Source organism: Persicitalea jodogahamensis, from assembly GCF_014651615.1.
Taxonomy (GTDB): Bacteria; Bacteroidota; Bacteroidia; order Cytophagales; family Spirosomataceae; genus Persicitalea; species Persicitalea jodogahamensis.
This window is the reverse complement of sequence record NZ_BMXF01000001.1, coordinates 326,269-347,821: the sequence shown is the minus strand read 5'-3', so window position 1 is coordinate 347,821 and position 21,553 is coordinate 326,269. Positions and strand designations below refer to the sequence as shown.

Annotated in this window: 29 protein-coding genes; 5 read left to right on the top strand and 24 right to left on the bottom strand. The window is 49.9% G+C overall.

The window, feature by feature from the left end:
- Positions 1–26: 26 nt before the first annotated feature.
- The 22 genes from rpsE to rpsL all read right to left on the bottom strand — a co-directional run bounded on the left by rpsE (position 27) and on the right by rpsL (position 12,806).
- The gene (rpsE, locus tag IE117_RS01465; RefSeq protein WP_189562580.1) at positions 27–545 is read right to left on the bottom strand and encodes a 30S ribosomal protein S5; all 519 of its coding nucleotides are present in this window, start codon (positions 543–545) and stop codon (positions 27–29) included.
- A 13-nt stretch (positions 546–558) separates the two neighbouring features.
- Positions 559–912: a 50S ribosomal protein L18 gene (gene rplR / locus IE117_RS01460; RefSeq protein ID WP_189562579.1), complete on the bottom strand. Its 354-nt coding sequence runs from the start codon at positions 910–912 to the stop codon at positions 559–561.
- 47 nt (positions 913–959) lie between these two features.
- Complete coding sequence (gene rplF, locus IE117_RS01455; protein WP_189562578.1) at positions 960–1,517, bottom strand: 50S ribosomal protein L6; 558 nt, start codon at positions 1,515–1,517, stop codon at positions 960–962.
- A gap of 19 nt (positions 1,518–1,536) precedes the next feature.
- Entirely contained in the window at positions 1,537–1,935 is a 399-nt protein-coding gene (gene rpsH / locus IE117_RS01450) for a 30S ribosomal protein S8 (protein ID WP_189562577.1), read from the bottom strand.
- A gap of 76 nt (positions 1,936–2,011) precedes the next feature.
- Entirely contained in the window at positions 2,012–2,281 is a 270-nt protein-coding gene (gene rpsN, locus IE117_RS01445; protein WP_189562576.1) for a 30S ribosomal protein S14, read from the bottom strand.
- A 20-nt stretch (positions 2,282–2,301) separates the two neighbouring features.
- Positions 2,302–2,865, bottom strand: a complete 564-nt coding sequence (gene rplE / locus IE117_RS01440; protein ID WP_189562575.1) for a 50S ribosomal protein L5 — start codon at positions 2,863–2,865, stop codon at positions 2,302–2,304.
- Positions 2,866–2,943: 78 nt separating this feature from the next.
- Positions 2,944–3,282: a 50S ribosomal protein L24 gene (gene rplX, locus IE117_RS01435; RefSeq protein ID WP_189562574.1), complete on the bottom strand. Its 339-nt coding sequence runs from the start codon at positions 3,280–3,282 to the stop codon at positions 2,944–2,946.
- Positions 3,283–3,329: 47 nt separating this feature from the next.
- Positions 3,330–3,698 (bottom strand): 50S ribosomal protein L14, encoded by a 369-nt coding sequence (gene rplN / locus IE117_RS01430; RefSeq protein ID WP_189562573.1) that lies wholly within the window; start codon positions 3,696–3,698, stop codon positions 3,330–3,332.
- Between the two features lie 2 nt (positions 3,699–3,700).
- On the bottom strand, positions 3,701–3,964 hold the full coding sequence (rpsQ, locus tag IE117_RS01425) for a 30S ribosomal protein S17 (protein ID WP_189562572.1): 264 nt from the start codon (positions 3,962–3,964) through the stop codon (positions 3,701–3,703).
- A 6-nt stretch (positions 3,965–3,970) separates the two neighbouring features.
- Positions 3,971–4,180 (bottom strand): 50S ribosomal protein L29, encoded by a 210-nt coding sequence (gene rpmC / locus IE117_RS01420; RefSeq protein ID WP_189562571.1) that lies wholly within the window; start codon positions 4,178–4,180, stop codon positions 3,971–3,973.
- Between the two features lie 43 nt (positions 4,181–4,223).
- A complete protein-coding gene (gene rplP / locus IE117_RS01415) occupies positions 4,224–4,652 on the bottom strand; it encodes a 50S ribosomal protein L16 (protein ID WP_189562570.1) in 429 nt (142 codons plus the stop codon).
- A 44-nt stretch (positions 4,653–4,696) separates the two neighbouring features.
- On the bottom strand, positions 4,697–5,551 hold the full coding sequence (gene rpsC, locus IE117_RS01410) for a 30S ribosomal protein S3 (RefSeq protein WP_189562569.1): 855 nt from the start codon (positions 5,549–5,551) through the stop codon (positions 4,697–4,699).
- A gap of 14 nt (positions 5,552–5,565) precedes the next feature.
- Complete coding sequence (gene rplV, locus IE117_RS01405; protein WP_189562568.1) at positions 5,566–5,961, bottom strand: 50S ribosomal protein L22; 396 nt, start codon at positions 5,959–5,961, stop codon at positions 5,566–5,568.
- A gap of 48 nt (positions 5,962–6,009) precedes the next feature.
- Entirely contained in the window at positions 6,010–6,288 is a 279-nt protein-coding gene (gene rpsS / locus IE117_RS01400; protein WP_189562567.1) for a 30S ribosomal protein S19, read from the bottom strand.
- A gap of 9 nt (positions 6,289–6,297) precedes the next feature.
- Positions 6,298–7,125, bottom strand: coding sequence for a 50S ribosomal protein L2 (gene rplB / locus IE117_RS01395; protein WP_189562566.1), 828 nt, complete (start codon positions 7,123–7,125; stop codon positions 6,298–6,300).
- A gap of 55 nt (positions 7,126–7,180) precedes the next feature.
- A complete protein-coding gene (gene rplW, locus IE117_RS01390; RefSeq protein WP_189562565.1) occupies positions 7,181–7,468 on the bottom strand; it encodes a 50S ribosomal protein L23 in 288 nt (95 codons plus the stop codon).
- A 1-nt stretch (position 7,469) separates the two neighbouring features.
- Positions 7,470–8,105, bottom strand: coding sequence for a 50S ribosomal protein L4 (gene rplD / locus IE117_RS01385; protein WP_189562564.1), 636 nt, complete (start codon positions 8,103–8,105; stop codon positions 7,470–7,472).
- A 5-nt stretch (positions 8,106–8,110) separates the two neighbouring features.
- A complete protein-coding gene (rplC, locus tag IE117_RS01380) occupies positions 8,111–8,731 on the bottom strand; it encodes a 50S ribosomal protein L3 (protein WP_189562563.1) in 621 nt (206 codons plus the stop codon).
- Between the two features lie 294 nt (positions 8,732–9,025).
- A complete protein-coding gene (rpsJ, locus tag IE117_RS01375) occupies positions 9,026–9,331 on the bottom strand; it encodes a 30S ribosomal protein S10 (RefSeq protein WP_189562562.1) in 306 nt (101 codons plus the stop codon).
- Positions 9,332–9,478: 147 nt separating this feature from the next.
- On the bottom strand, positions 9,479–11,602 hold the full coding sequence (gene fusA, locus IE117_RS01370) for an elongation factor G (protein WP_189562561.1): 2,124 nt from the start codon (positions 11,600–11,602) through the stop codon (positions 9,479–9,481).
- Positions 11,603–11,805: 203 nt separating this feature from the next.
- Positions 11,806–12,273, bottom strand: coding sequence for a 30S ribosomal protein S7 (rpsG, locus tag IE117_RS01365; protein WP_189562560.1), 468 nt, complete (start codon positions 12,271–12,273; stop codon positions 11,806–11,808).
- A 122-nt stretch (positions 12,274–12,395) separates the two neighbouring features.
- A complete protein-coding gene (rpsL, locus tag IE117_RS01360) occupies positions 12,396–12,806 on the bottom strand; it encodes a 30S ribosomal protein S12 (protein WP_189562559.1) in 411 nt (136 codons plus the stop codon).
- A gap of 221 nt (positions 12,807–13,027) precedes the next feature.
- Between rpsL and IE117_RS01355 the strand changes: the two genes are divergently transcribed.
- A complete protein-coding gene (locus IE117_RS01355) occupies positions 13,028–13,984 on the top strand; it encodes a nucleoside hydrolase (protein WP_189562558.1) in 957 nt (318 codons plus the stop codon).
- Between the two features lie 3 nt (positions 13,985–13,987).
- Here IE117_RS01355 and IE117_RS01350 read toward each other — a convergent pair whose 3' ends face one another.
- Together IE117_RS01350 and murQ are read right to left on the bottom strand one after the other, a co-directional pair.
- Positions 13,988–15,004, bottom strand: coding sequence for a quinone oxidoreductase family protein (locus IE117_RS01350; RefSeq protein WP_189562557.1), 1,017 nt, complete (start codon positions 15,002–15,004; stop codon positions 13,988–13,990).
- A gap of 119 nt (positions 15,005–15,123) precedes the next feature.
- Complete coding sequence (gene murQ / locus IE117_RS01345) at positions 15,124–15,933, bottom strand: N-acetylmuramic acid 6-phosphate etherase (RefSeq protein ID WP_189562556.1); 810 nt, start codon at positions 15,931–15,933, stop codon at positions 15,124–15,126.
- A gap of 257 nt (positions 15,934–16,190) precedes the next feature.
- Here murQ and ilvD point away from each other — a divergent pair, with 257 nt between their 5' ends.
- The 4 genes from ilvD (at position 16,191) to ilvC (ending at position 21,464) form a co-directional block, all read left to right on the top strand.
- Complete coding sequence (gene ilvD / locus IE117_RS01340) at positions 16,191–17,888, top strand: dihydroxy-acid dehydratase (RefSeq protein WP_189562555.1); 1,698 nt, start codon at positions 16,191–16,193, stop codon at positions 17,886–17,888.
- A 165-nt stretch (positions 17,889–18,053) separates the two neighbouring features.
- Positions 18,054–19,739, top strand: coding sequence for a biosynthetic-type acetolactate synthase large subunit (ilvB, locus tag IE117_RS01335; protein ID WP_229580621.1), 1,686 nt, complete (start codon positions 18,054–18,056; stop codon positions 19,737–19,739).
- Between the two features lie 77 nt (positions 19,740–19,816).
- Entirely contained in the window at positions 19,817–20,359 is a 543-nt protein-coding gene (gene ilvN, locus IE117_RS01330; protein ID WP_189562553.1) for an acetolactate synthase small subunit, read from the top strand.
- A 58-nt stretch (positions 20,360–20,417) separates the two neighbouring features.
- Complete coding sequence (gene ilvC, locus IE117_RS01325; protein WP_189562552.1) at positions 20,418–21,464, top strand: ketol-acid reductoisomerase; 1,047 nt, start codon at positions 20,418–20,420, stop codon at positions 21,462–21,464.
- Positions 21,465–21,553 lie beyond the last annotated feature (89 nt).

Sequence of the window (21,553 nt, the reverse complement as noted above, 5' to 3'; positions counted from 1 at the left end):
GACAGGCGCAATTTATTTCGTCTCTATTATCCGTTGAAAACTTTTTCAATCGATATTCCACGCTGAAACGCTACCTGATGAGGTGCACGCATTTTCAAGAGAGCATCGATCGTGGCCTTAACCACGTTGTGCGGGTTAGATGAACCCTTAGATTTTGCTAATACATCGTGAATGCCAGCAGCCTCTAAAACGGCGCGCATAGCCCCCCCTGCAATCACGCCCGTACCAGGAGCTGCAGGCTTAATGAGTACATAGCCACCGCTATACTTACCCTCCATTGCGTGCGGAACCGTTGTTTTCATCAAAGGAACCTGAAAAAGATTCTTCTTGGCGTCATCGATCCCCTTCGTAATGGCATCAGTAACCTCATTGGCTTTGCCTAGACCATATCCGACGACTCCGTTACCATCGCCTACCACCACGATGGCAGAAAAGCTGAAGCGACGACCGCCCTTTACTACTTTGGCAACCCGATTGATGGCCACAACGCGCTCTTTCAGGTCTGCTTCGTTGACCTTTTCGGGCCGATTTGAATTTTGTTGCATGATAGCTTTTAACTTAGAATTTTAGTCCGGCTTCGCGGGCGGCGTCAGCAATAGCTTTAACCTTCCCGTGGTACAGATAGCCACTACGATCGAAAACAATTTTCTCGATACCAACTGCCTTAGCTTTTTCAGCAATCTTCTTGCCAACTAAGCCTGCAATTTCCACGTTCGTATTTTTGGTTCTATCGCTCACCTCCTTGGAAGATGAACTCGCCAGCGTAACGCTCTTGTCGTCGTCAACCAACTGCACGTAAATGCTGGTGTTGGAGCGATATATCGACAGGCGCGGACGCTCCGCCGTACCGTTTACTTTCTTGCGGATGCCGCGCTTGAGGCGCTGTCTCCGTAATGTTTTTACCGTCGCCATTATATGCTAATCGTATAAACTTGAATATAAATCTTAAAAAGTGCAGCTTATTTTTTAGCGGCTGCCTTACCTGCTTTACGGCGAATCTTCTCACCCACAAAGCGAATACCCTTACCCTTGTAGGGTTCAACTTTACGAAGCGACTTAATTTTTGCAGCTACATCACCGATAAGCTCCTTATCAATTCCTTCCAGTATGACCTTGGGATTCTGTCCCTTTTCCGTCACCGTCGAAACGCTGATTTCCTTAGGGATTTCCATAATAATACTGTGTGAATAACCCAAGCTAAGGTCTAGGACATTATTAGTTGCGGTGGCTTTGTAACCTACACCCACCACTTCCAGTTCACGACGGTAGCCTGTGCTGACACCCACCACCATATTGTTGATAAGTGAACGGTACAAACCGTGTAACGCTTTGTGACGCTTTTGCTCCGTTGGACGCTCTACATGTATTTCGCCGTCTTCGATTTTAACGGTCATGTCTTTGTCAATGGGACGAGTCAAAGTACCCTTTGGTCCTTTCACCGAAACCACATTTTCGCCGTCCACCGAGATAGTAGTTCCGGAGGGTATTTCGATTATTTTCTTTCCTATTCGTGACATCTCTCTGTGAAATTTGCGGTTAGTACACCTGGCACAATAACTCGCCACCTACATTCATGGTCCGAGCTTCTTTGTCAGTCATTACTCCCTTTGAAGTGGAGATAATAGTAATTCCCAGTCCGCTCAAAACACGAGGTACCTCGGCGGCTCCGGCATACTGGCGAAGACCGGGTTTACTGACGCGCTGCAACTTGACAATAGCAGGCTGCTTTGTGACCGGATTGTATTTCAGGGCAATTTTAATCGATCCCTGAGGACCGTTCTCGTCGAACTTATAGCTTTGAATGTAGCCTTTCTCAAAGAGAACTTTCGTTATCTCCTTCTTAAGGTTGGAAGCAGGTATCTCTACCACCCGGTGCCTGGCCTTGATCGCGTTTCTGATTCGAGTCAGATAATCTGCTATGGGATCCGTTAACATTTTTGTTGACTTGGTTAAGCACTCCTCAAAAAGGCGTGCAAAGGTAAGTAATTGAAATCAGAATTGAAAGCGGTGGCTACCAGCTTGATTTGGTAACACCGGGAATCTTACCCATCGAGGCCAGATCGCGGAAAACCACGCGTGAGATGCCAAACTTTCGCATATATCCACGGGGACGACCAGTGAGTTTGCAACGATTGTGCAGACGGACGGGCGATGAGTTCCGGGGCAGCTTGTCAAGGCCAACCCAGTCGCCTTCGGCTTTCAACTTAGCGCGCTTCTCAGCGTATTTCTCTACCAGACGCTGTCTTTTCCTCTCCCGGGCTTTAACTGATTCTTTTGCCATTTTATCTTAATATCTTAAATTTACTGATTAGTCTTAGCGGCACTTGCGAAGGGCATGCCCAACGCTTTGAGCAACTCGTAACCTTCTTCATCTGAATTAGTTGAAGTAACGAAGGTTATATCCATTCCTGTGATTTTATTCACCTTATCGATGCTGATCTCAGGAAAAATAATCTGTTCTTTCACACCAAAGGTGTAGTTGCCGCGACCGTCGAAACCTTTATCGCTAATTCCCCGAAAGTCCCTAACGCGAGGCATTGCGATGGCGGTCAAACGGTCGAGAAATTCGTACATCCGGTCGCCTCGAAGAGTGACTTTTGCGCCGATTGGCATGTCTTCCCGAAGTTTGAAGTTCGAGATTGCCTTCTTGGAAATGGTCGCGATCGCCTTTTGTCCGGTGATCATGCTCAATTCCTCAATTCCCACATCCACCAGTTTTTTGTCAGCCACGGCTGCACCAATCCCTTTATTTAAAACTATTTTGGTCAGGCGTGGTACCTGCATGATGGACTTGTACTGAAATTTCTCTTTCAGTTGGCCGACAATTTCCTTGTCGTATTTTTCTCTTAGTCTTGGAGCTGCCATGAGTATTGTTAACCTTGCCGATAGATTTCCGACCCATCGGTCGTTGATGTATGTCTTATTAGTAGAGCCGGTAGTCCTTTAAATGAACTTGTCCGTCTTTTTTGAGTAACGCTGAAGCTTACCAGCGTCATTCAAGCGGCGCCCGGTGCGAGTTGGTTCGCCTGTGGCAGGATCGACCAGCATCAGATTGCTGAGGTGGATGCTTGCTTCGCGTTTTTCGATACTTCCTTGCGGATTATTGGCGTTGGGCTTCAAGTGTTTGGTAATCATATTGGCTCCCTCCACAATCGCCCTTTCCTTATCGACCTGCATGGCCACCACTTTGCCCGTTTTCCCTTTGGAGTTTCCGGAAATTACTTTCACCGTGTCGCCGCTGCGAATGTGAAACTTAGGCTGCATTTTCTTTTTCTTATCCATTGTCATTCTGCTTTATGAGTTCAAAGAACTACGGCTTGCGGTATTCCTTAAAGAACTTCGGGGGCCAGGGAAACGATTTTCATGAACTGTTTCTCACGTAATTCGCGAGCTACAGGGCCGAAGATGCGGGTTCCACGGGGTTCGTTATTGGCGGACAATAGCACAGCGGCGTTGTCCTCGAAGCGAATATATGTTCCGTCTTTACGGCGAATTTCCTTTTTCGTGCGTACGACTACTGCTTTGGAGATCGTACCCTTCTTCATATTGCTCGAAGAAAGTGCCGCTTTCACAGTGACTACAATCTTATCGCCTACGGATGCGTAACGCTTGCCCGTTCCGCCCAATACCCGAATAACGAGTACTTCCTTGGCGCCGCTGTTATCAGCTACGGACAGTCTTGATTCTTGCTGTACCATTGTTATTTCGCTTTTTCAATGATTTCTACTAAACGCCACCGCTTGTTCTTACTAAGCGGACGGGTTTCCATTACACGAATCGTATCGCCGATCCCGCACTGGTTGTTTTCGTCATGCACCATCAGTTTGGAAGATTTTTTCATGATCTTGTCATACATTGGATGCTTCACTTTCCGATCGACCCGGATCACACAAGACTTTTCCATCTTGTCGCTCACTACCAAGCCAATTCTTTCTTTACGTAACTTTCTCGTCAGTTCCTCCATGATTTCTTAAACAGGGCTGTTTTGCGTTTGGGAAGTTTTGATCGTAAGCTCCGTCAGCAAACGGGCTACCTGCTTGCGCGCCGCCCTAATGCGCAGCGGATTTTCGATCGGAGAAACCGCGTGGGCAAACCGCAGACGAAGCAGACGCTCCCGCTCCTTGGCGATTTCCTCTTTCAATTGGTCAGCCGAAAGGCCTTTGATTTCTTCTTTGGTCATTAGAATGTCAATTTGAATAGTTCAGAAAAGCTTTACAGCTTTCTTATGACTCCTGGTAATCGCGACGGACAACAAATTTTGTCTTCAATGGCAACTTTTGTGCCGCCAAGCGAAGCGCTTCGTTGGCCGTGGCCAAATCCACACCACCTGCTTCGAAAATAATCCGTCCGGGCTTTACAGTAGCTACCCAATATTCGGGAGCACCCTTACCTTTACCCATCCGAACCTCTGCAGGTTTCTTAGTGATAGGCTTGTCAGGAAAAACGCGAATCCATACCTGGCCTTCACGCTTCATGGCGCGGGTGACCGCAATACGAGCGGATTCAATCTGGCGGGCGGTAATCCAACCCGGCTCAAGTACCTTGATGGCAAATGATCCGAAAGCAATTTGGTGCCCGCGTGAAGCGATCCCGTTAAAACTTCCTTTTCCTTTCTGCTGCTTGCGAAATCTGGTTCTTTTCGGCTGTAACATGATTCTTATCTATAATTACCGACGCTGGGCGCCGAATATCGTTCTTACCTGTTTCCTCCCCGGCCACCGCCGCCACCGCTTCCGCCGCGACCACCGCCGCCGCCTGCGTTACCGCCTCGGCCACCGCCACTTCCGCCGCCTCTACGGCGACGTTCGCCGCGTTCTCCGCGTTCGTTGTCACCACGTCCGCCGCGCCGTTCGCCGCGTCCACCACGCTCAGCGCGGTCGTTGCGATCGGCCTGAGCTGTGGCTGCACTTGGCGTGAGATCGCGCTTACCGTACAACTCGCCTTTGAAAACCCATACCTTAATACCGATTTTTCCGTATACCGTCTGAGCCTCAGAAATAGCGTAATCTATATCGGCACGCAATGTGTGCAAAGGAATGCGTCCTTCTTTGTATTCTTCAGTCCGGGCAATTTCGGCACCACCCAAACGACCTGAGCAACGGATTTTGATTCCTTGTGCTCCCACCCGCATGGCTGAAGAAATAGCTTGCTTCATGGCACGTCGGTAAGAGATACGAGCCTGCAATTGTTGCGCTATTCCTTCACCAACCAGTTTAGCGTCAGTTTCGGGGCGCTTGATTTCATATATATTGATCTGGACATCTTTGCCCGTGATCGACTTGAGTTCTTCTTTAATCCGATCTACTTCGCTACCCCCTTTACCGATTACAATGCCCGGACGAGCGGTGTGAATTGTAAGCGTGATACGTTTCAGCGTACGCTCGATTACAACTTTCGAAATCGAACCTTTTGGAATACGCGCCTGGATATAGTTGCGGATTTTTTCGTCCTCGACCAGCTTGTCGGAGAAGTCTTTTCCACCGTACCAGCTTGAGTCCCATCCTCTGACAATTCCCAGTCTCAGACCGATCGGGTTTACCTTTTGTCCCATTTAATTAAGATCTTTTATGATTCGGTGTTATTTTCTTCTTCTGCAATCTGGATCGAGCTCGTATCGGTAGACGCATCATCAATCACCAGTGTGATATGATTGGAACGCTTCCGAATCCGGTGAGCTCTACCCTGTGGAGCAGGGCGAAGGCGCTTTAACATACGGCCTCCATCGATGAATATGGTTTTCACGTACAGGTCGGCGTCGCCAATTTCCACATCCTCATTTTTCTGCTGCCAGTTAGCGACGGCCGAAAGCAACACCTTGCGGATCACAGCGGCACCCGCATTGGGCTGGAATTTCAGAATGGCCAGGGCCTGGCTGACTTTTTGACCGCGCACCAGATCTGCCACAAGTCGCATTTTGCGCGGGGAGGTCGGTACGTCTTTAAGTATTGCTCTTGCTTCCATTGTTATCTCAGTTTAGCCGCCCGTGCGCAGGACCGGCAATCCAATTATCTATCGTCTTCCTTTATCCTTCTTGGCCGTGTGACCCCGGAAGTTCCGCGTGGGGGCAAATTCTCCCAGCTTGTGACCCACCATATTCTCGGTCACGTACACTGGAATGAACTTATTACCATTGTGAACCGCGAAAGTATGCCCAATGAATTCGGGAGAGATCATCGAACGGCGCGACCAGGTCTTGATGACTGACTTGCGGGCGGCGTCGTTCATCGCATGGATTTTATTCTCCAAGCGATAATCAATGTAAGGGCCTTTTTTTAATGAACGTGACATATCGCTTGCTTACTTTTTACGTCTGCTAATAATCATTTTAGAAGATTGCTTCTTCTTATTTCTCGTCTTCAATCCTTTAGAGAACTGGCCATTACGTGAGCGAGGCTGACCACCCGAAGCACGTCCCTCACCACCACCCATTGGGTGATCGACTGGGTTCATGGCTACACCACGAACGCGGGGGCGACGTCCCAACCAACGGCTACGTCCAGCTTTGCCCAACGTAACGTTCATGTGGGTGGAGTTACCAATTGTTCCAACGGTCGCAAGGCAAGTCGAAAGTATCATTCGCATCTCACTCGAAGGCAACCGCAGTACAGCATACTTGCCTTCCCGTGCCACTAGCTGGGCGTAGGTTCCGGCGGAACGGGCAATCTGTCCGCCTTTGCCAGGTGTAAGCTCAATGTTATGAACAATAGTACCGATAGGCATTGCGCCAAGCGGCATAGTATTTCCCACTTCGGGAGCGATACCACTATTGCCGGAAATTATTTTCTGACCCACATTCAGACCATTAGGCGCCAGAATATAGCGCTTTTCGCCATCTCCGTACTGCACCAAGGCGATGCGGGACGAACGATTAGGATCGTATTCTACAGTCAGGACTTCAGCAGGATCGTCGAAACGATTCCGCTTGAAATCGATTACCCGGTAGCGACGCTTGTGCCCGCCGCCAATATAACGCGCCGTGCGGCGTCCTTGACTGTTCCGTCCTCCTGTCCGCTTAATAGGTTCAAGCAGGCTTTTCTCAGGCTTGGAAGCCGTGATTTCGGTGAAGGCCGGAGCGACTCTGGTGCGTTGCCCAGGGGTCGTTGGTTTTAATTTTTTAACTGCCATTGCTGTATGGTCTCAGTATTATTGGTATAACTTGTGCAGGGTAAAGTGCAGTGTTTTACACTTCTCCGTAGAGGTCAATGATTTCGCCTTCGGCGACAGTAACGATGGCTTTTTTGAAGGTCGAGGTTTTACCCGTAACCTGCTTGCCACCGGAAATGCGCGTTCTGGATTTACCGATGCTACGCATAGTATTCACCTTTTCCACTTTCACATCAAACATTTTCTCAACCGCATCTTTGATCTCGAATTTGTTTGCCGTTTTTTCCACCTCAAAGGTGTATTTCCGTAAAGCTCCCTGCGCGGTCACTTTTTCAGTTATGATCGGACGCTTAAGTACACTCATCTTATTGGTATCTATTCAAAAGGTTATCCAGTACAATCAGGGCGGGTTCGCTGATCAGCAGACGGTCGGCATGCAACAATTCATAGGTGTTGACCTGCGAAGCCGTAGTAATTTTGGTCTTAGGGATGTTTCTGCCCGACAGATACACATTGTTATCTGCTTCGCCCAAAATCAACAGGGTTTTCTTGCCCGTCAGCGAATGAGCGTCGAGGAACTGCAAGTAATCCTTTGTCTTGGGAGCGTCGAAAGTAAAGTTCTCCAGAATCATTACCGCGTTGGCCTGAGCTTTGGCAGCTAGAACAGATTTACGAGCCAGCACTTTCGTCTTTTTATTGATCTTGAAACCGTAGTCGCGGGGACGGGGACCGAATATCCGGCCACCACCGACCATGATTGGCGAGCGACGGCTACCAGCACGGGCACCACCTGTACCTTTCTGACGCTTCAGTTTACGGGTAGAGTAATTAACTTCACCGCGCTCCTTAGCTTTATGCGTTCCCTGACGCTGATTGGCCAGATACTGCTTTACGTCCAGATAAACTACGTGTTCGTTGGGCTCAATCCCGAAGATTTCTTCCGACAGTGTTACCTTTTTGCCGGTGTCTTCACCCTTTACATTTAATATTGACAGTTCCATCGGTATTATTTCTCAATGATTACGAATGATTCCTTGGCACCGGGAACCGAGCCACTAATGACCAGCAGGTTCTGCTCGGGAATAATTTTCAACACGCGCAGGTTTTGGATCGTCACGCGATTACCACCCATGCGGCCCGCCATACGAAGTCCTTTGAAAACCCGCGAGGGGAATGAACAGGCACCAATGGAGCCAGGGTGACGGGCGCGGTTGTGCTGACCGTGAGTTTGTCCACCCACGCCGCCGAAACCATGACGTTTCACAACGCCCTGAAAGCCACGCCCTTTTACCTTTCCAACTACATCTACGAAATCTCCTTCTGCGAAAACGTCTCCGATTGTCAACGTTTTGCCGAGCTCAAATTCGCGGGCGAAGTATTTGAACTCAACCACTTTGCGCTTAGGTGTAGTACCTGCTGCTTTGAAGTGGCCAAGCATTGGCTTGGTGGTGTTCTTTTCTTTCTTCTCACCGTAAGCAAGTTGAACGGCTTTGTAGCCATCCTTCTCTTCGGTCCTAAGTTGCGTTACTACGCAAGGACCCGCCTGAATCACCGTACATGCCAGAGCCTGCCCGTCAGCATCGTACAAACTGGTCATTCCGATCTTCTTTCCTATTAAACCAGACATCTTTTATTGTGTTAAAATAGCAGGATTGAACCTATTTTTTGAAACGGACTGCAAAGTTAGCAAAAGCTTTTTAACATCCTACCCGCTTCACTTATATTTTTCTGATTTTCAACAAAAAAGGTCAGATGTGCTTGACATCTGACCTCAATCGCCGTCGGAAATATCTGATGAAGCTTCAATTGCTCCTTTCCGGTGGGAAGAACTCAGATGCGGTTTCCAAAAAGCGGACCTTCACCCGACCAATATGTTTCAATCATGCGTCAGGAAATCAATTCTCCCAACGACTTTATTCTTTTATACTTTAATCTCTACATCGACACCGCTGGGCAATTCCAGTTTCATCAACGCATCGACCGTTTTGGCACTAGATGAGAAAATATCCACCAGGCGCTTGTAAGTGCAAAGCTGAAACTGCTCACGCGATTTCTTGTTTACGTGCGGTGAACGCAGGACCGTAAACTTCTCTTTTTTGGTAGGCAAAGGAATGGGTCCGCTAATCACAGCACCCGTCGCTTTTACCGCTTTCACAATTTTTTCCGCCGACGCATCGACCAGCATGTGATCAAAGGATTTCAGCTTAATGCGAATTTTCTGATTCATTCTAATTATTGGTAACCTGGTTCATTATATATGACGTCCGTTCCCGACGAACCTTCACCAGTGAAAGAACCATTTGCTTCACTGGTGAATTTTATTTTTATGATTGGTAGAAATAATCAAAAATCCTTTCTACCACCTTTCTTTCAATTAAGCATTTACCGGACCACCCTTCGCTTTCGTAATCACCGCGTCGGCCAGGCCGGATGGAATGATATCATAATGCGAGAAGGTCAAGCTGGCCGTAGCACGACCCGAGGTAATTGTACGGAGGTCCGTCACATAGCCGAAGAGTTCAGACAGCGGCACATCAGCCTTCACGACTTGCGAACCAGCTTTGGTATCCATGCCCTTCATTAGGCCCCGGCGACGGTTGAGGTCACCTGTAATTGGTCCAGTGTACTCTTCGGGAGAAACTACCTCTACCGCCATAATTGGCTCGAGCAATTTAGCACCTGCATGACGAGCTGCTTCCTTGAAACCGATCCGTGCCGCCATCTCGAAAGAGAAAGAGTCGGAGTCGACGTCATGGAAAGAACCGTGGAAAAGGCGAACTTTCATCGAGTCCAAAGGATACCCTGCCAATGGACCGTTCTTCATAGCTTCGGCGAAACCTTTCTGCACCGATGGAATAAATTCACGGGGGATGACACCACCAACAATGGCATTGTCAAACTGCAAGCCCTGCTCCACTTCCTTGCCTTCCTCAGCGTCGTCGCGGGGCCCGATTTCGAAAGCGATGTCGGCGAACTTACCGCGACCACCCGTTTGCTTCTTGTAAACCTCGCGGTGTTCGAAATTCTTGGTCAAAGCTTCCTTGTAGGCGACCTGCGGCGCGCCCTGGTTCACTTCTACTTTGAATTCACGACGCATCCGGTCGATGATGATTTCGAGGTGCAGCTCACCCATACCACGGATGATCGTTTGGCCCGTCTCCTCGTCGGTGTTGACTTGCAGTGTGGGATCTTCCTCAATCAGCTTGGCTATAGCATTACCGAACTTATCCTGGTCGGCAGTTTTCTTCGGCTCGATGGCGTAGCCAATAACAGGCTCAGGGAATACCATTGATTCGAGAACGATAGGATTCTTCTCGTCCGAGAGCGTGTCGCCCGTCTTAATATCTTTAAAGCCAACTACGGCACCAATATCACCGGCTTCGAGGCGGTCGATTTGGTTCTGCTTGTTAGCGTGCATCTGGAAAATGCGGGAAATCCGCTCCTTGTTACCTGAACGGTTGTTCAGGACATAAGATCCCGACTCCAACGTTCCCGAGTAGGAACGGATAAAGCACAAACGGCCTACGTAGGGGTCGGTAGCAATCTTGAACGCTAGCGCACAGAAAGGATCGTCACCTTTGGGGCTACGCGTAATTTTCTCTTCTGTGTTGGGGTCAGTACCCGTGATAGTACCACGATCCATGGGTGAAGGCAGAATCGCCATCACATAGTCAAGCATCGTCTGCACACCTTTGTTTTTGAAAGAAGAACCGCAGACCATCGGTACGATCTTCATGCTGATTGTCGCAGCGCGCAAAGCGGCCAGGATTTCGTCCTCTGAGATGGAAGCAGGATCCTCGAAGTACTTCTCCATTAGCGTATCGTCGAATTCGGCGACCGCCTCGAGTAGTTTCTCACGCCATTGTTTGGCTTCCTCTACCATATCCTCAGGAATCGGCACCTCGGTAAAGGTCATTCCCTTATCTTCCTCGTTCCATTCGATACCACGGAAGTTGATCAGATCAACTACACCCCGGAAGTTATCCTCAGCACCAATCGGCAATTGTAAAGGTACAGCGTAGCTGCCAAGCATCTCTTTGACCTGCTCGCAAACCATCAGAAAGTCAGCTCCCGAACGGTCCATTTTATTTACGAAGCCAATACGGGCTACGTTATAGTTATTGGCAAGACGCCAGTTCGTTTCCGACTGCGGCTCAACGCCATCTACTGCACTGAATAGGAAAACAAGTCCGTCCAGTACACGAAGCGAGCGGTTCACCTCCACCGTAAAGTCCACGTGACCGGGGGTATCGATGATGTTGATGTGGTACTTCTCGTCGCGGTACATCCAATCTACTGTCGTAGCCGCGGAAGTAATGGTAATACCACGCTCCTGCTCCTGCTCCATCCAGTCCATGGTGGCAGCACCATCGTGCACCTCGCCAATCTTGTGGCTGACACCTGCGTAGTAAAGAATACGCTCGGTGGTGGTGGTTTTGCCCGCGTCGATGTGGGCGGCAATCCCGATGTTCCGGGTTAATCTTAAATCACGTGCCATGCTGGTGGTGAACTTTATATCTGTTGCTAAATGTAATTCGGCTGAAAACGGGCGGGTTAGCGAATTAGTGCCTACCCTCCCAAAAATCGAGTCGCAAAATTAGGACTTTTTTTTCTAAAACCAACCTGACTCTTTTATTTTTATAAAAAAAGCCCGCTCCTGACGAAGCGGGCTTTCCCGATTTTTCAAAAAAGACCTATGTCCTAGAAACGGAAGTGGGAGAACGCCTTGTTGGCTTCAGCCATGCGGTGCGTGTCATCCTTCTTCTTCACGGCAGCACCTTCTCCTTTAGAAGCCGCGATAATCTCGGCAGCCAGGCGGTCCATCATGGTTTTTTCACCGCGCTTGCGGGCATAACTGATGAGCCATTTCATGCCCAGAGACTGCTTACGCTCGGGGCGCACTTCGGTAGGTACCTGGAAGGTAGCACCACCCACACGTCGGCTTTTCACTTCTACGCCGGGGGTTACGTTATTCAAAGCCTTGCGGAACAAATCCAGACCGTTATCGCCGGTTTTCTTCTCCACCAGTTCGATGGCGTCGTAGAAAATAGTGAAGGCGGTACTTTTTTTGCCGTCGTACATCAGATTGTTGACGAACTTAGTCACCATCACGTCGCGGAACTTCGGGTCGGGCAGAATGTACCGCTTCTTTGGTTTTGCTTTTCTCATTTCTTCTAAAAATTAAAATAGGTTTCGTTTTGCAACTCATTCACCCCAAGAAAAATCCTTGAGATTACTTCCCCTTTATATCAAGTGTTTTTGCCTAATAAAAAGTCGAGCCTGCGAATTAATTATTTCTTCTTGCCTTTGGCTGGAGCTGCCTCCTGACCTGGCTTAGGACGCTTCGCACCGTACTTCGAGCGGCGCTGCTTGCGGCCGTTCACACCAGAGGTATCCAATGCACCCCGGATGATGTGGTAACGCACACCGGGCAGGTCTTTCACCCGTCCGCCGCGAATCAGCACGATTGAGTGCTCCTGCAGGTTGTGGCCTTCACCTGGGATATAGGCGTTTACTTCTTTCTGGTTGCTGAGGCGCACACGGGCCACCTTACGGAGGGCCGAGTTGGGCTTCTTAGGCGTCGTGGTGTACACGCGGGTGCACACGCCCCGGCGCTGCGGGCAGGAATCCAAAGCCGGAGACTTGGATTTCCACGTCATTTTCTCGCGTCCTTTACGGACCAATTGTGAAATAGTAGGCATTTAACTTTTTGATTTTGAACGGCTAAACAGCTATTCGTTCTGATAAATACAGTTTTTTTGAAAAAATCGGACTGCAAAATTACGGAATCAAGACTGATTTGCAATCTTTTTAGCGAAAGTTTTCACCGTAGTTATTCGCAGACGGCAAATAAAATCGCTTTGTGCCTTTGCAGTTCAGTAAAAGATTAACCTAACGTTCTTTTTTCAAAAAGAATTCGCCGATGAAACTCCTGACTTTCTTCCTGCTCCCCTTCCTCTTTCCCTTATTACTCTCCGCGCAAGTCAGCGTCATTCTCGATACTGACATCGGCCCCGATTATGATGATGTTGGCGCAATGGCTATGCTACACTCCTTGGCCGACAGCGGACAGGTGAACATACTGGCGACGGTGGCCAGCAATCAGTCCAAGTATACTGCCAGTGTTTTGAGCGTTTTGAACACGTACTTTAAGCGGCCTGAAATTCCGATTGGTGTGGTGCGGGGCCGGGGTGTAAATATGGTAGCGTGGCAAAAATGGGATTCCTTAGTGGTGGCAAAGTACCCCCATAAGGTTAAATCCAACGAACAAGCCGAAGACGCACTGTCGCTCTACCGCCGCATTCTGGCCGCTCAGCCCGACCTCAGTGTCACGCTTGTGACAGTAGGTTTCCTGACTAATATGGCCGATCTGCTTATCTCGCAGCCCGATAAGTATTCCCCGCTTAGTGGGAGAGAATTAATCAGCAGAAAAGTCAACAAGCTTGTCAGCATGGCGGGGCGCTTCCCGTCCGGAAAGGAATTCAACGTGGACCGCGACCCAGTATCCTCCAAAATTGTGTTCGACAGCTGGCCTACCGCCATTATTTTCAGCGGCTGGGAGATCGGCAGCAAAGTACATACCGGGCTGCCTTTGACAATGAACGAAAAGATCAAAAACTCACCGGTCAAGGATGTTTTTGCCATGAGCATTCCTCTGAGCAAACAAGACGCAAATGGCCGTATGAGTTGGGACCAAACCGCCGTGCTGGTGGCAGTCAAAGGCCATGAGCCCTACTATAATTTAGAAGAGGGCCGCTTCGTGGCCCATGATAATGGATCAAACGACTGGCACCCGAACGGCAAAGGCCATTACCGTTTGATAGAGAAAATGCCCGTACCGCAAGTAGAACAGGTACTGGAAGCCCTGATGGCGCGGTAAGTATCAATCGCCGATCTGCAACACGATCTTGCCAAACTGCTCCCCATCTTCCATACGTCGCAGGGCCATTTCCACATCGTCAAGCGCAAAAACTTCGTCCACGATAGGCTTGATCTCTTTTTCCTCCACAAAACCAATCATCTCCTCAAATTCCTGCCGCGTCCCCATGGTGGTGCCATGGATGTTAAGCTGCTTGAAAAAAATCTTTGCGGGTACCAGATCGGTGATGTTCCCATTTGTACCGCCATAGAAACAGATGGTAGCGCCCGGGGCGGCCACATCCACTAGGCGGGCAAAGCCCGGCCCGCTGGCGCCGTCAATGATCGTATCGAAATAACCCTTTTTGGGACCCTGCGTTTTTGCCAGTAAGTCGCGGTGCCAGGTTGGCTCCTTGTAATTGACGCCACCCTTCACGCCCAGGTTGATCGCTTTTCTTATTTTAGAATCAGAACCTGACGTAACCCAGACTTCCGCATCGGAGGCCACGGCAAACTGCGCGACGAACAACGCGACACCGCCTCCCGCTCCCGTGATCAGCACGCGATTGCCCGGCCTGAAGCCGCCACGCGACATCATGGCCCGCCAGGCAGTCAGGCCCGCCAATGGTAAACAAGCCGCTTCAACGAAGGATAAATGCTTGGGCTTATGTACCAGATAATGATGATCTACTTTTATATACTCAGCGAAAGTACCATTCTCTGGCATGCCCAGAATACTAAAATCGTCGCCATAAAAGGCGGGATTGTCTCCCCAGCCCTGCGAAGGGTTGATGATGACTTCTTTATCCAACCAGTACTCGCTGACGCCCTCTCCTACTTCTACCACCACGCCTGCTCCGTCTGAGCCAAGAGTAATCGGGGTAGTGATGTTGGCATAACGTCCTTTCTGAATCCAGACATCACGGTGGTTGAGGGCGGCGGTTTTTAGTTTCACCAAAACCTCTCCCTTTCCAGGATCGGGCTTTTCGGTTTCCCTGACGATTAAGGGTTGGTTGACTTCTTCCAGTACGGCAGCGTTCATATGTTGTGTAATCGTTGAATCGTGAAATTATTTAGTCGCTGCGAGGACGCGCTGACTTTTACAATTCTGAATTTTCTGAGCAATTAACTAAGCACCGCCCAGGCCAATCCTACCGTAATTCATCCCTCCTCATTCACCGCCCCTTCAATCGCTCCTCTCACACTACCATGCGCATCCAGCAAAGCTTCCGCCTCTTCGCGGGAGACGTTGGTCTCTTCCACTACCATGCGGATAGCACGTTCAACCAGCTTATGGTTAGTCATTTGCATATCCACCATTTTGTTGCCTTGTACGCGGCCCAGTCGGATCATGACAGAAGTTGAAATCATATTCAATACCAATTTTTGGGCTGTGCCTGACTTCATCCGGGTACTTCCCGTCACGAATTCCGGACCCACTACTACCTCCACAGGAAATTCCGCCGCCTGAGCCACCGCCGAGCCTTCGTTGCACACGATGCAGCCCGTCAGAATGCCGGCTTCTCGAGCCTGGTGTAATCCGCCAATTACGTAGGGGGTACGACCCGAGGCAGCTATACCGATTAGCGAATCAAGGTTCGTGATCTGGTACTCCTGTAAATCCTTCCAGGCTTGCTGATCGTCGTCTTCCGCAAACTCCACCGCCTTCCTTATAGCCGAGTCACCGCCCGCCATAATCCCGATGACCATATCGAACGGCACACCGTAGGTAGGCGGGCACTCCGAGGCGTCCACGACACCCAGTCGTCCGCTGGTTCCAGCTCCGATATAGAAGAGCCGGCCGCCCTGCTTCATGCGGGTGACAATTTGCTCTACCAGTTTTTCAATTTGCGGAATGGACTTTTCTACGGCTAGCGGCACCGTCTTGTCTTCCTTATTTATGTTTATCAGCAACTCCTGGACACTCATGCGTTCGAGGTGGTCGTAGTTTGAAGCGGTTTCGGTAGTCATTTTTTAGCGGATGAAGGATAGTGGGAATTAATAACTCGCGAGCCAAGAGGACAGTTGAAATAAGAGAAAATTGAATTATTCTTAGTTAATTCTGACTAATTTCTTTTGATTTTCTTTTTCAAAGACACGCAAAGTCCAAAGTTCTTGATAAATCTTAAAAATTGGGAGATAATGTTTGGAAAATAGAAAGATAGCTTCCTTATTTGTCAAGATATTTGATTCTAGCGAATTTTCGCTACCAGTGAATTTTCATTTTCATGCAAGAAACCGAAACCCAAGTACTCAATAAGTACTCCCGCACTCTCACCCAGGAAGTGACTAATCCTGCTGCTCAGGCTATGCTTTATGCGATCGGCATGAAGGAAAAGGATATGGATAAGCCGCAAATTGGCATCGCCAGCACAGGCTACGAGGGGAATCCCTGCAATATGCATCTAAATGGCCTTTCGGTGTATGTGAAGCAAGGTGTGACGGCCAATAATATGGTCGGGCTTATTTTCAACACCATTGGCGTGTCAGACGGCATGACGAATGGAAACGATGGGATGCGCTATTCGCTCCCCAGCCGTGACCTTATCGCCGATTCCATTGAGTCCGTTGTGGCGGCACAGTGGTATGATGGCGTGATAGCGGTAGTAGGTTGCGACAAGAATATGCCCGGCGCCATTATGGCAATGGCTCGACTTGAGCGCCCGGCCATTATGGTTTATGGCGGCACAATCCGCTCAGGCCACTATAAGGGCAAAAAACTGGATATCGTTTCGGCATTTGAAGCTTTGGGCCAGAAATTTGCGGGCAATATATCCGATGAGGACTATAAAGGAGTCATTCAAAACTCCATTCCCGGCCCCGGCGCTTGCGGCGGCATGTATACTGCCAACACGATGGCGGCCTCGATCGAGGCAATGGGCATGAGTCTGCCGTTCAGCAGCAGCTACCCGGCTACCCATGAAGGTAAACAGGAAGAATGCAAAAAAATAGGCGCGGCGATGAAGCTGCTCTTAGAGCGTGACATCACCCCGAAAGACATTATCACGAAGAAATCGCTGGAAAACGCCCTGACGGTAGTTATGGCGCTGGGCGGCTCCACCAATGCCGCCCTGCACTACCTGGCCATTGCGCGTTCTGCCGGACTTCCACTGACGCTCGACGACATTCAGGAAATCAGCAACCGCACGCCCTTCATCGGGGATTTGAAACCCAGCGGCAAGTACTACATGGAAGACCTGCTGGAAATCGGTGGTGTCCCGGCTATAACGAAATACCTGTATGGAGAAGGCCTGATCCACGGCGATTGCCTGACGGTAACTGGAAAAACCGTGGCCGAAAATCTGGCTGAAGCATCAGACCTTGACTTTGATAATCAAAAAATAGTATTCCCGCTTTCTAATCCTATCAAACCTTCGGGCCACATCCAAGTCCTGTACGGCAACCTGGCACCCACGGGTTCTGTGGCCAAAATCACAGGCAAGGAAGGAACATTCTTTGAAGGTGACGCCAAAGTGTGCGAACACGAGTCTGAGATCATCGATATGCTGGCCAAAGGCGAAATTCGCGAAGGCCACGTAGTTGTGATCCGCAACTCGGGCCCCAAGGGCGGGCCGGGCATGTCAGAAATGCTCAAACCAACATCCGCCGTTATGGGCGCAGGGCTAGGCGACAAAATCGCCCTGATCACTGACGGTCGCTTCTCGGGTGGTACCCACGGCTTCGTAGTGGGCCATATCACGCCCGAAGCTTTCGACGGCGGGCCGATTGCGCTGGTAAAGGATGGCGACAAGATCACGATTGATGCCAATACCCGCCAATTAACCCTCCACATTTCAGACGAGGAGATGGCAGCCCGGAAGAGCAACTGGAAACAGCCTGCGCCCCGTTTTACCAAGGGCGTTTTAGGAAAATATATCCGTCAGGTAAAATCAGCCAGCGAAGGCTGCGTGACGGACGAAAGTTAATTTGGAATTAGTGAATGTCAGACGGGGGCGCCCGCGCGCTTAGCGAATAAAAACAGTCCGACATTCACTAATTCGCTAATTCCAAATTGTATTATGATGACAAGAGAAGAAACAACTACCGCCGTTCTAAAAGATCCGCAGGTACTTAATGAAAGTACCGAATTAATGAATGGCTCCCACGCCGTGATTCGGGCTTTGCTGGCTGAGGGAGTAGATACCATCTTTGGCTATCCAGGCGGGGCGATTATGCCTGTTTACGACGCCATTTATGACTATCAGGATCATGTAAATCACATTCTCGTACGTCATGAGCAAGGGGCAGGTCACGCCGCCGAGGGATATGCCCGACTTTCTGGTAAGGTGGGTGTGTGCTTAGTCACTTCGGGTCCCGGTGCGACCAACCTGATTACTGCCATCGCCGACGCCATTATCGACTCCACGCCAATGGTCTGCGTCGTTGGCCAGGTGGCCAAGCACCTGCTGGGAACCGATGCCTTTCAGGAGACAGACGTCATTGGTGTGACGATGCCCATCACCAAGTGGAATTTTCAGATAACCTCCGCCGATGAAGTACCCGAGGTGATGGCGAAAGCTTTCTACGTTGCGCGGGCGGGCCGCCCGGGTCCGGTACTGATCGACATTACCAAGAACGCCCAGTCGGAAATGATGACGAAACCGTTCAAATACGACTTCTGCCACAAACTACCCGGCTACCACCCGCGCCTAGTTCCCAAACGCGAACATGTGGAAGCCGCCGCCACGCTCATCAACGGGGCCAAGCGTCCGTTTTTGCTCTTCGGCCACGGTGTGAAGCTGGCCGGAGCAGAGAAAGAATTGCTGGAACTGGTTGAGAAAACCGGTATTCCCTGCGCCTCGACCCTGCTCGGGCTTTCTTCGGTCCCCGTGAATCATCCGCTGTACGCGGGTTGGCTGGGGATGCACGGTAATTACAGCACCAACCGCCTGACCAACGAATGCGATGTCCTGATCGGCATCGGATTGCGCTTCGACGACCGGGTGACGGGCGATGTGACGCGCTACGCTAAGCAAGCCAAGATTGTCCATATCGAGATAGACCCCGCCGAAGTAGACAAGGTAGTTAAAGCCCATGCTCCCGTGGTGGGCGATGCAAAGGAGGCCTTAAGGATGCTCACCCCGCTCCTCAATCCCAATAGCCACGAAGAATGGCATGCTAAATTCAAAGAGCTGGACGCGGAGGAAGAAGAAGCGATTACGATTCCGGAGCTTTCGGCCAATACTGAGAAGATTAAAATGGCCGAGGTCGTACGGATGCTTTCTGATAAGACCAAAGGCGAGGCCGTAATCGTGGCCGACGTGGGCCAGCACCAGATGGTGGCGGCGCGCTACTACGAATTCAAGAGAAACAATTCCTTCATCACCTCCGGTGGCTTGGGAACGATGGGCTATGCGCTTCCGGCGGCTTTTGGGGCCAAAGTTGGTGACCCTGAGCGGGAGGTAGTCGCAATAATCGGCGACGGCTGTTTCCAGATGACCATCCAGGAATTGGGAACAATCGCTCAAAGCGGGTTACCTGTGAAAGCAATTATCCTGAATAATAACTACCTGGGCATGGTGCGACAGTGGCAACAGCTGTTTTTCGAAAAACGCTACTCGTTCGTGGAATTGCAAAACCCTGACTTCATCACCATCGCCAGAGGTTTCGGTGTGGACGGCCACACCTGTGACCAGCGCGAAAACCTCAGCGACTCGCTCGACAAGATGCTGGCGTCTGACAAGCCTTACCTGCTGGAAGTCATCGTGGAAAAAGAAGAAAACGTCTTCCCGATGGTAGCTTCAGGCGCTAGTGTGGCAGAGATAAGATTAAGGTAATTTCGAATCAGTGATTGACAAAATTATGGAATGATACGTATTCCGACATTCACTAATTCTCTAATTCCAAATTGATTATGACTTCATATACTATTTGTGTTTTTACTGAAAACACATTCGGGCTGCTGAATAAGATTACGATCATATTTACCCGTCGCCGAATCAATATCGAGAGTCTTACCGTGTCTGAGACAGAGCGTAAGGGGATCTCACGCTTTACAATCGTGATTAAAGAAGAATCCCGAGAAACGGTCGAAAAAGTCGTGCGACAGATTCGGAAAGTTGTGGAAGTGCTGGCGGTATTCGGCTACCTCAACGACGAGGTAGTTTACAATGAAATCGCCCTTTTCAAAATTCCGACGCCCGAAGGAGCCAAGCGCCTCGACATCGAGACCGTCAATAAGACCTACAAAGCCTGGGTCGTGTACTGGGGCCTCGAATACGTGGTAATCGAAAAGACGGGGACGGAGGAGGAGATTTTCGACTTCTTCAACTACATCAAACCGCACGGCATTCTGGAATTTGTCCGCTCGGGCCGGGTAGCCGTCAGCAAGTCGTCACGCAGCCTGGTAGAGTACCTGCCGGAAGAGGAAAAGTACGACTACCTTTCTTACAATTAGATATTACACTAAATTTTTCATTATCAATTTTCAATTATCCATTCTCAATTAAGTAAAGATGGCAAAGTTAAATTTTGGCGGCGTTGAAGAAGAAGTAGTCACCCGCGAAGAATTCCCCCTCGAAAAAGCCCGCGAAGTACTCGCCGACGATACCATCGCCGTAATCGGCTACGGTGTTCAAGGCCCCGGCCAAAGCCTGAACATGCGTGACAACGGTTTCAACGTTATCGTGGGTCAGCGCAAGGGCGGAAAATCCTGGGACAAAGCCATAGCAGATGGCTGGGTACCTGGTGAAACGCTGTTCGAGATCGAGGAGGCACTGGAAAAAGGGACGATTATTTGCTACCTGCTTTCGGATGCTGCCCAAATCGAACTTTGGCCAACTGTCAAAAAAGCGCTGACACCCGGCAAATCATTGTACTTCTCGCACGGCTTCGGCATCACTTATAAAGACAAAACGGGTATTGTACCCCCTGCCGACGTGGATGTATTCCTGGTAGCTCCCAAAGGCTCGGGTACTTCACTGCGCCGGATGTTCGTGGAAGGTAAAGGCTTGAACTCTTCCTTCGCCGTATTCCAGGACGCTACGGGCAACGCCCGGACGCGCTGCATCGCGATGGGCATTGGCGTTGGTTCAGGGTACCTGTTCGAGACTGATTTCTACCGCGAAGTAACCTCTGACCTCACAGGTGAGCGGGGTACTTTGATGGGTGCTATTCAAGGTATTTTCGCTGCACAGTACGAGGTACTTCGTGCCAATGGCCACTCACCTTCCGAGGCCTTTAACGAAACGGTGGAAGAACTCACGCAATCGCTGATGCCGCTGGTAGCCGAAAACGGCATGGACTGGATGTACGCCAACTGCTCCACCACTGCTCAACGCGGCGCTTTGGACTGGTGGAAGCCTTTCCGCGACGCTACCAAGCCCGTTTTTGAGAAACTTTACAATTCGGTAAAATCAGGCGAACAAGCCGAAATCTCCATCACTCGTAACTCCAAAGCCGACTACCGTGAAAAGCTGGAAGTAGAACTCGCCGAACTTCGCGACTCTGAAATGTGGCGGGCCGGAAGTACAGTACGGGGCCTTCGTCCGGAAAGAGGATAATTATGAATTAGTGGATGTCGGAATATCAGGCGAAAGTAATATTCCGACATTCCAACATTCATTAATTCCGACATTAAAAGAAAAACCTG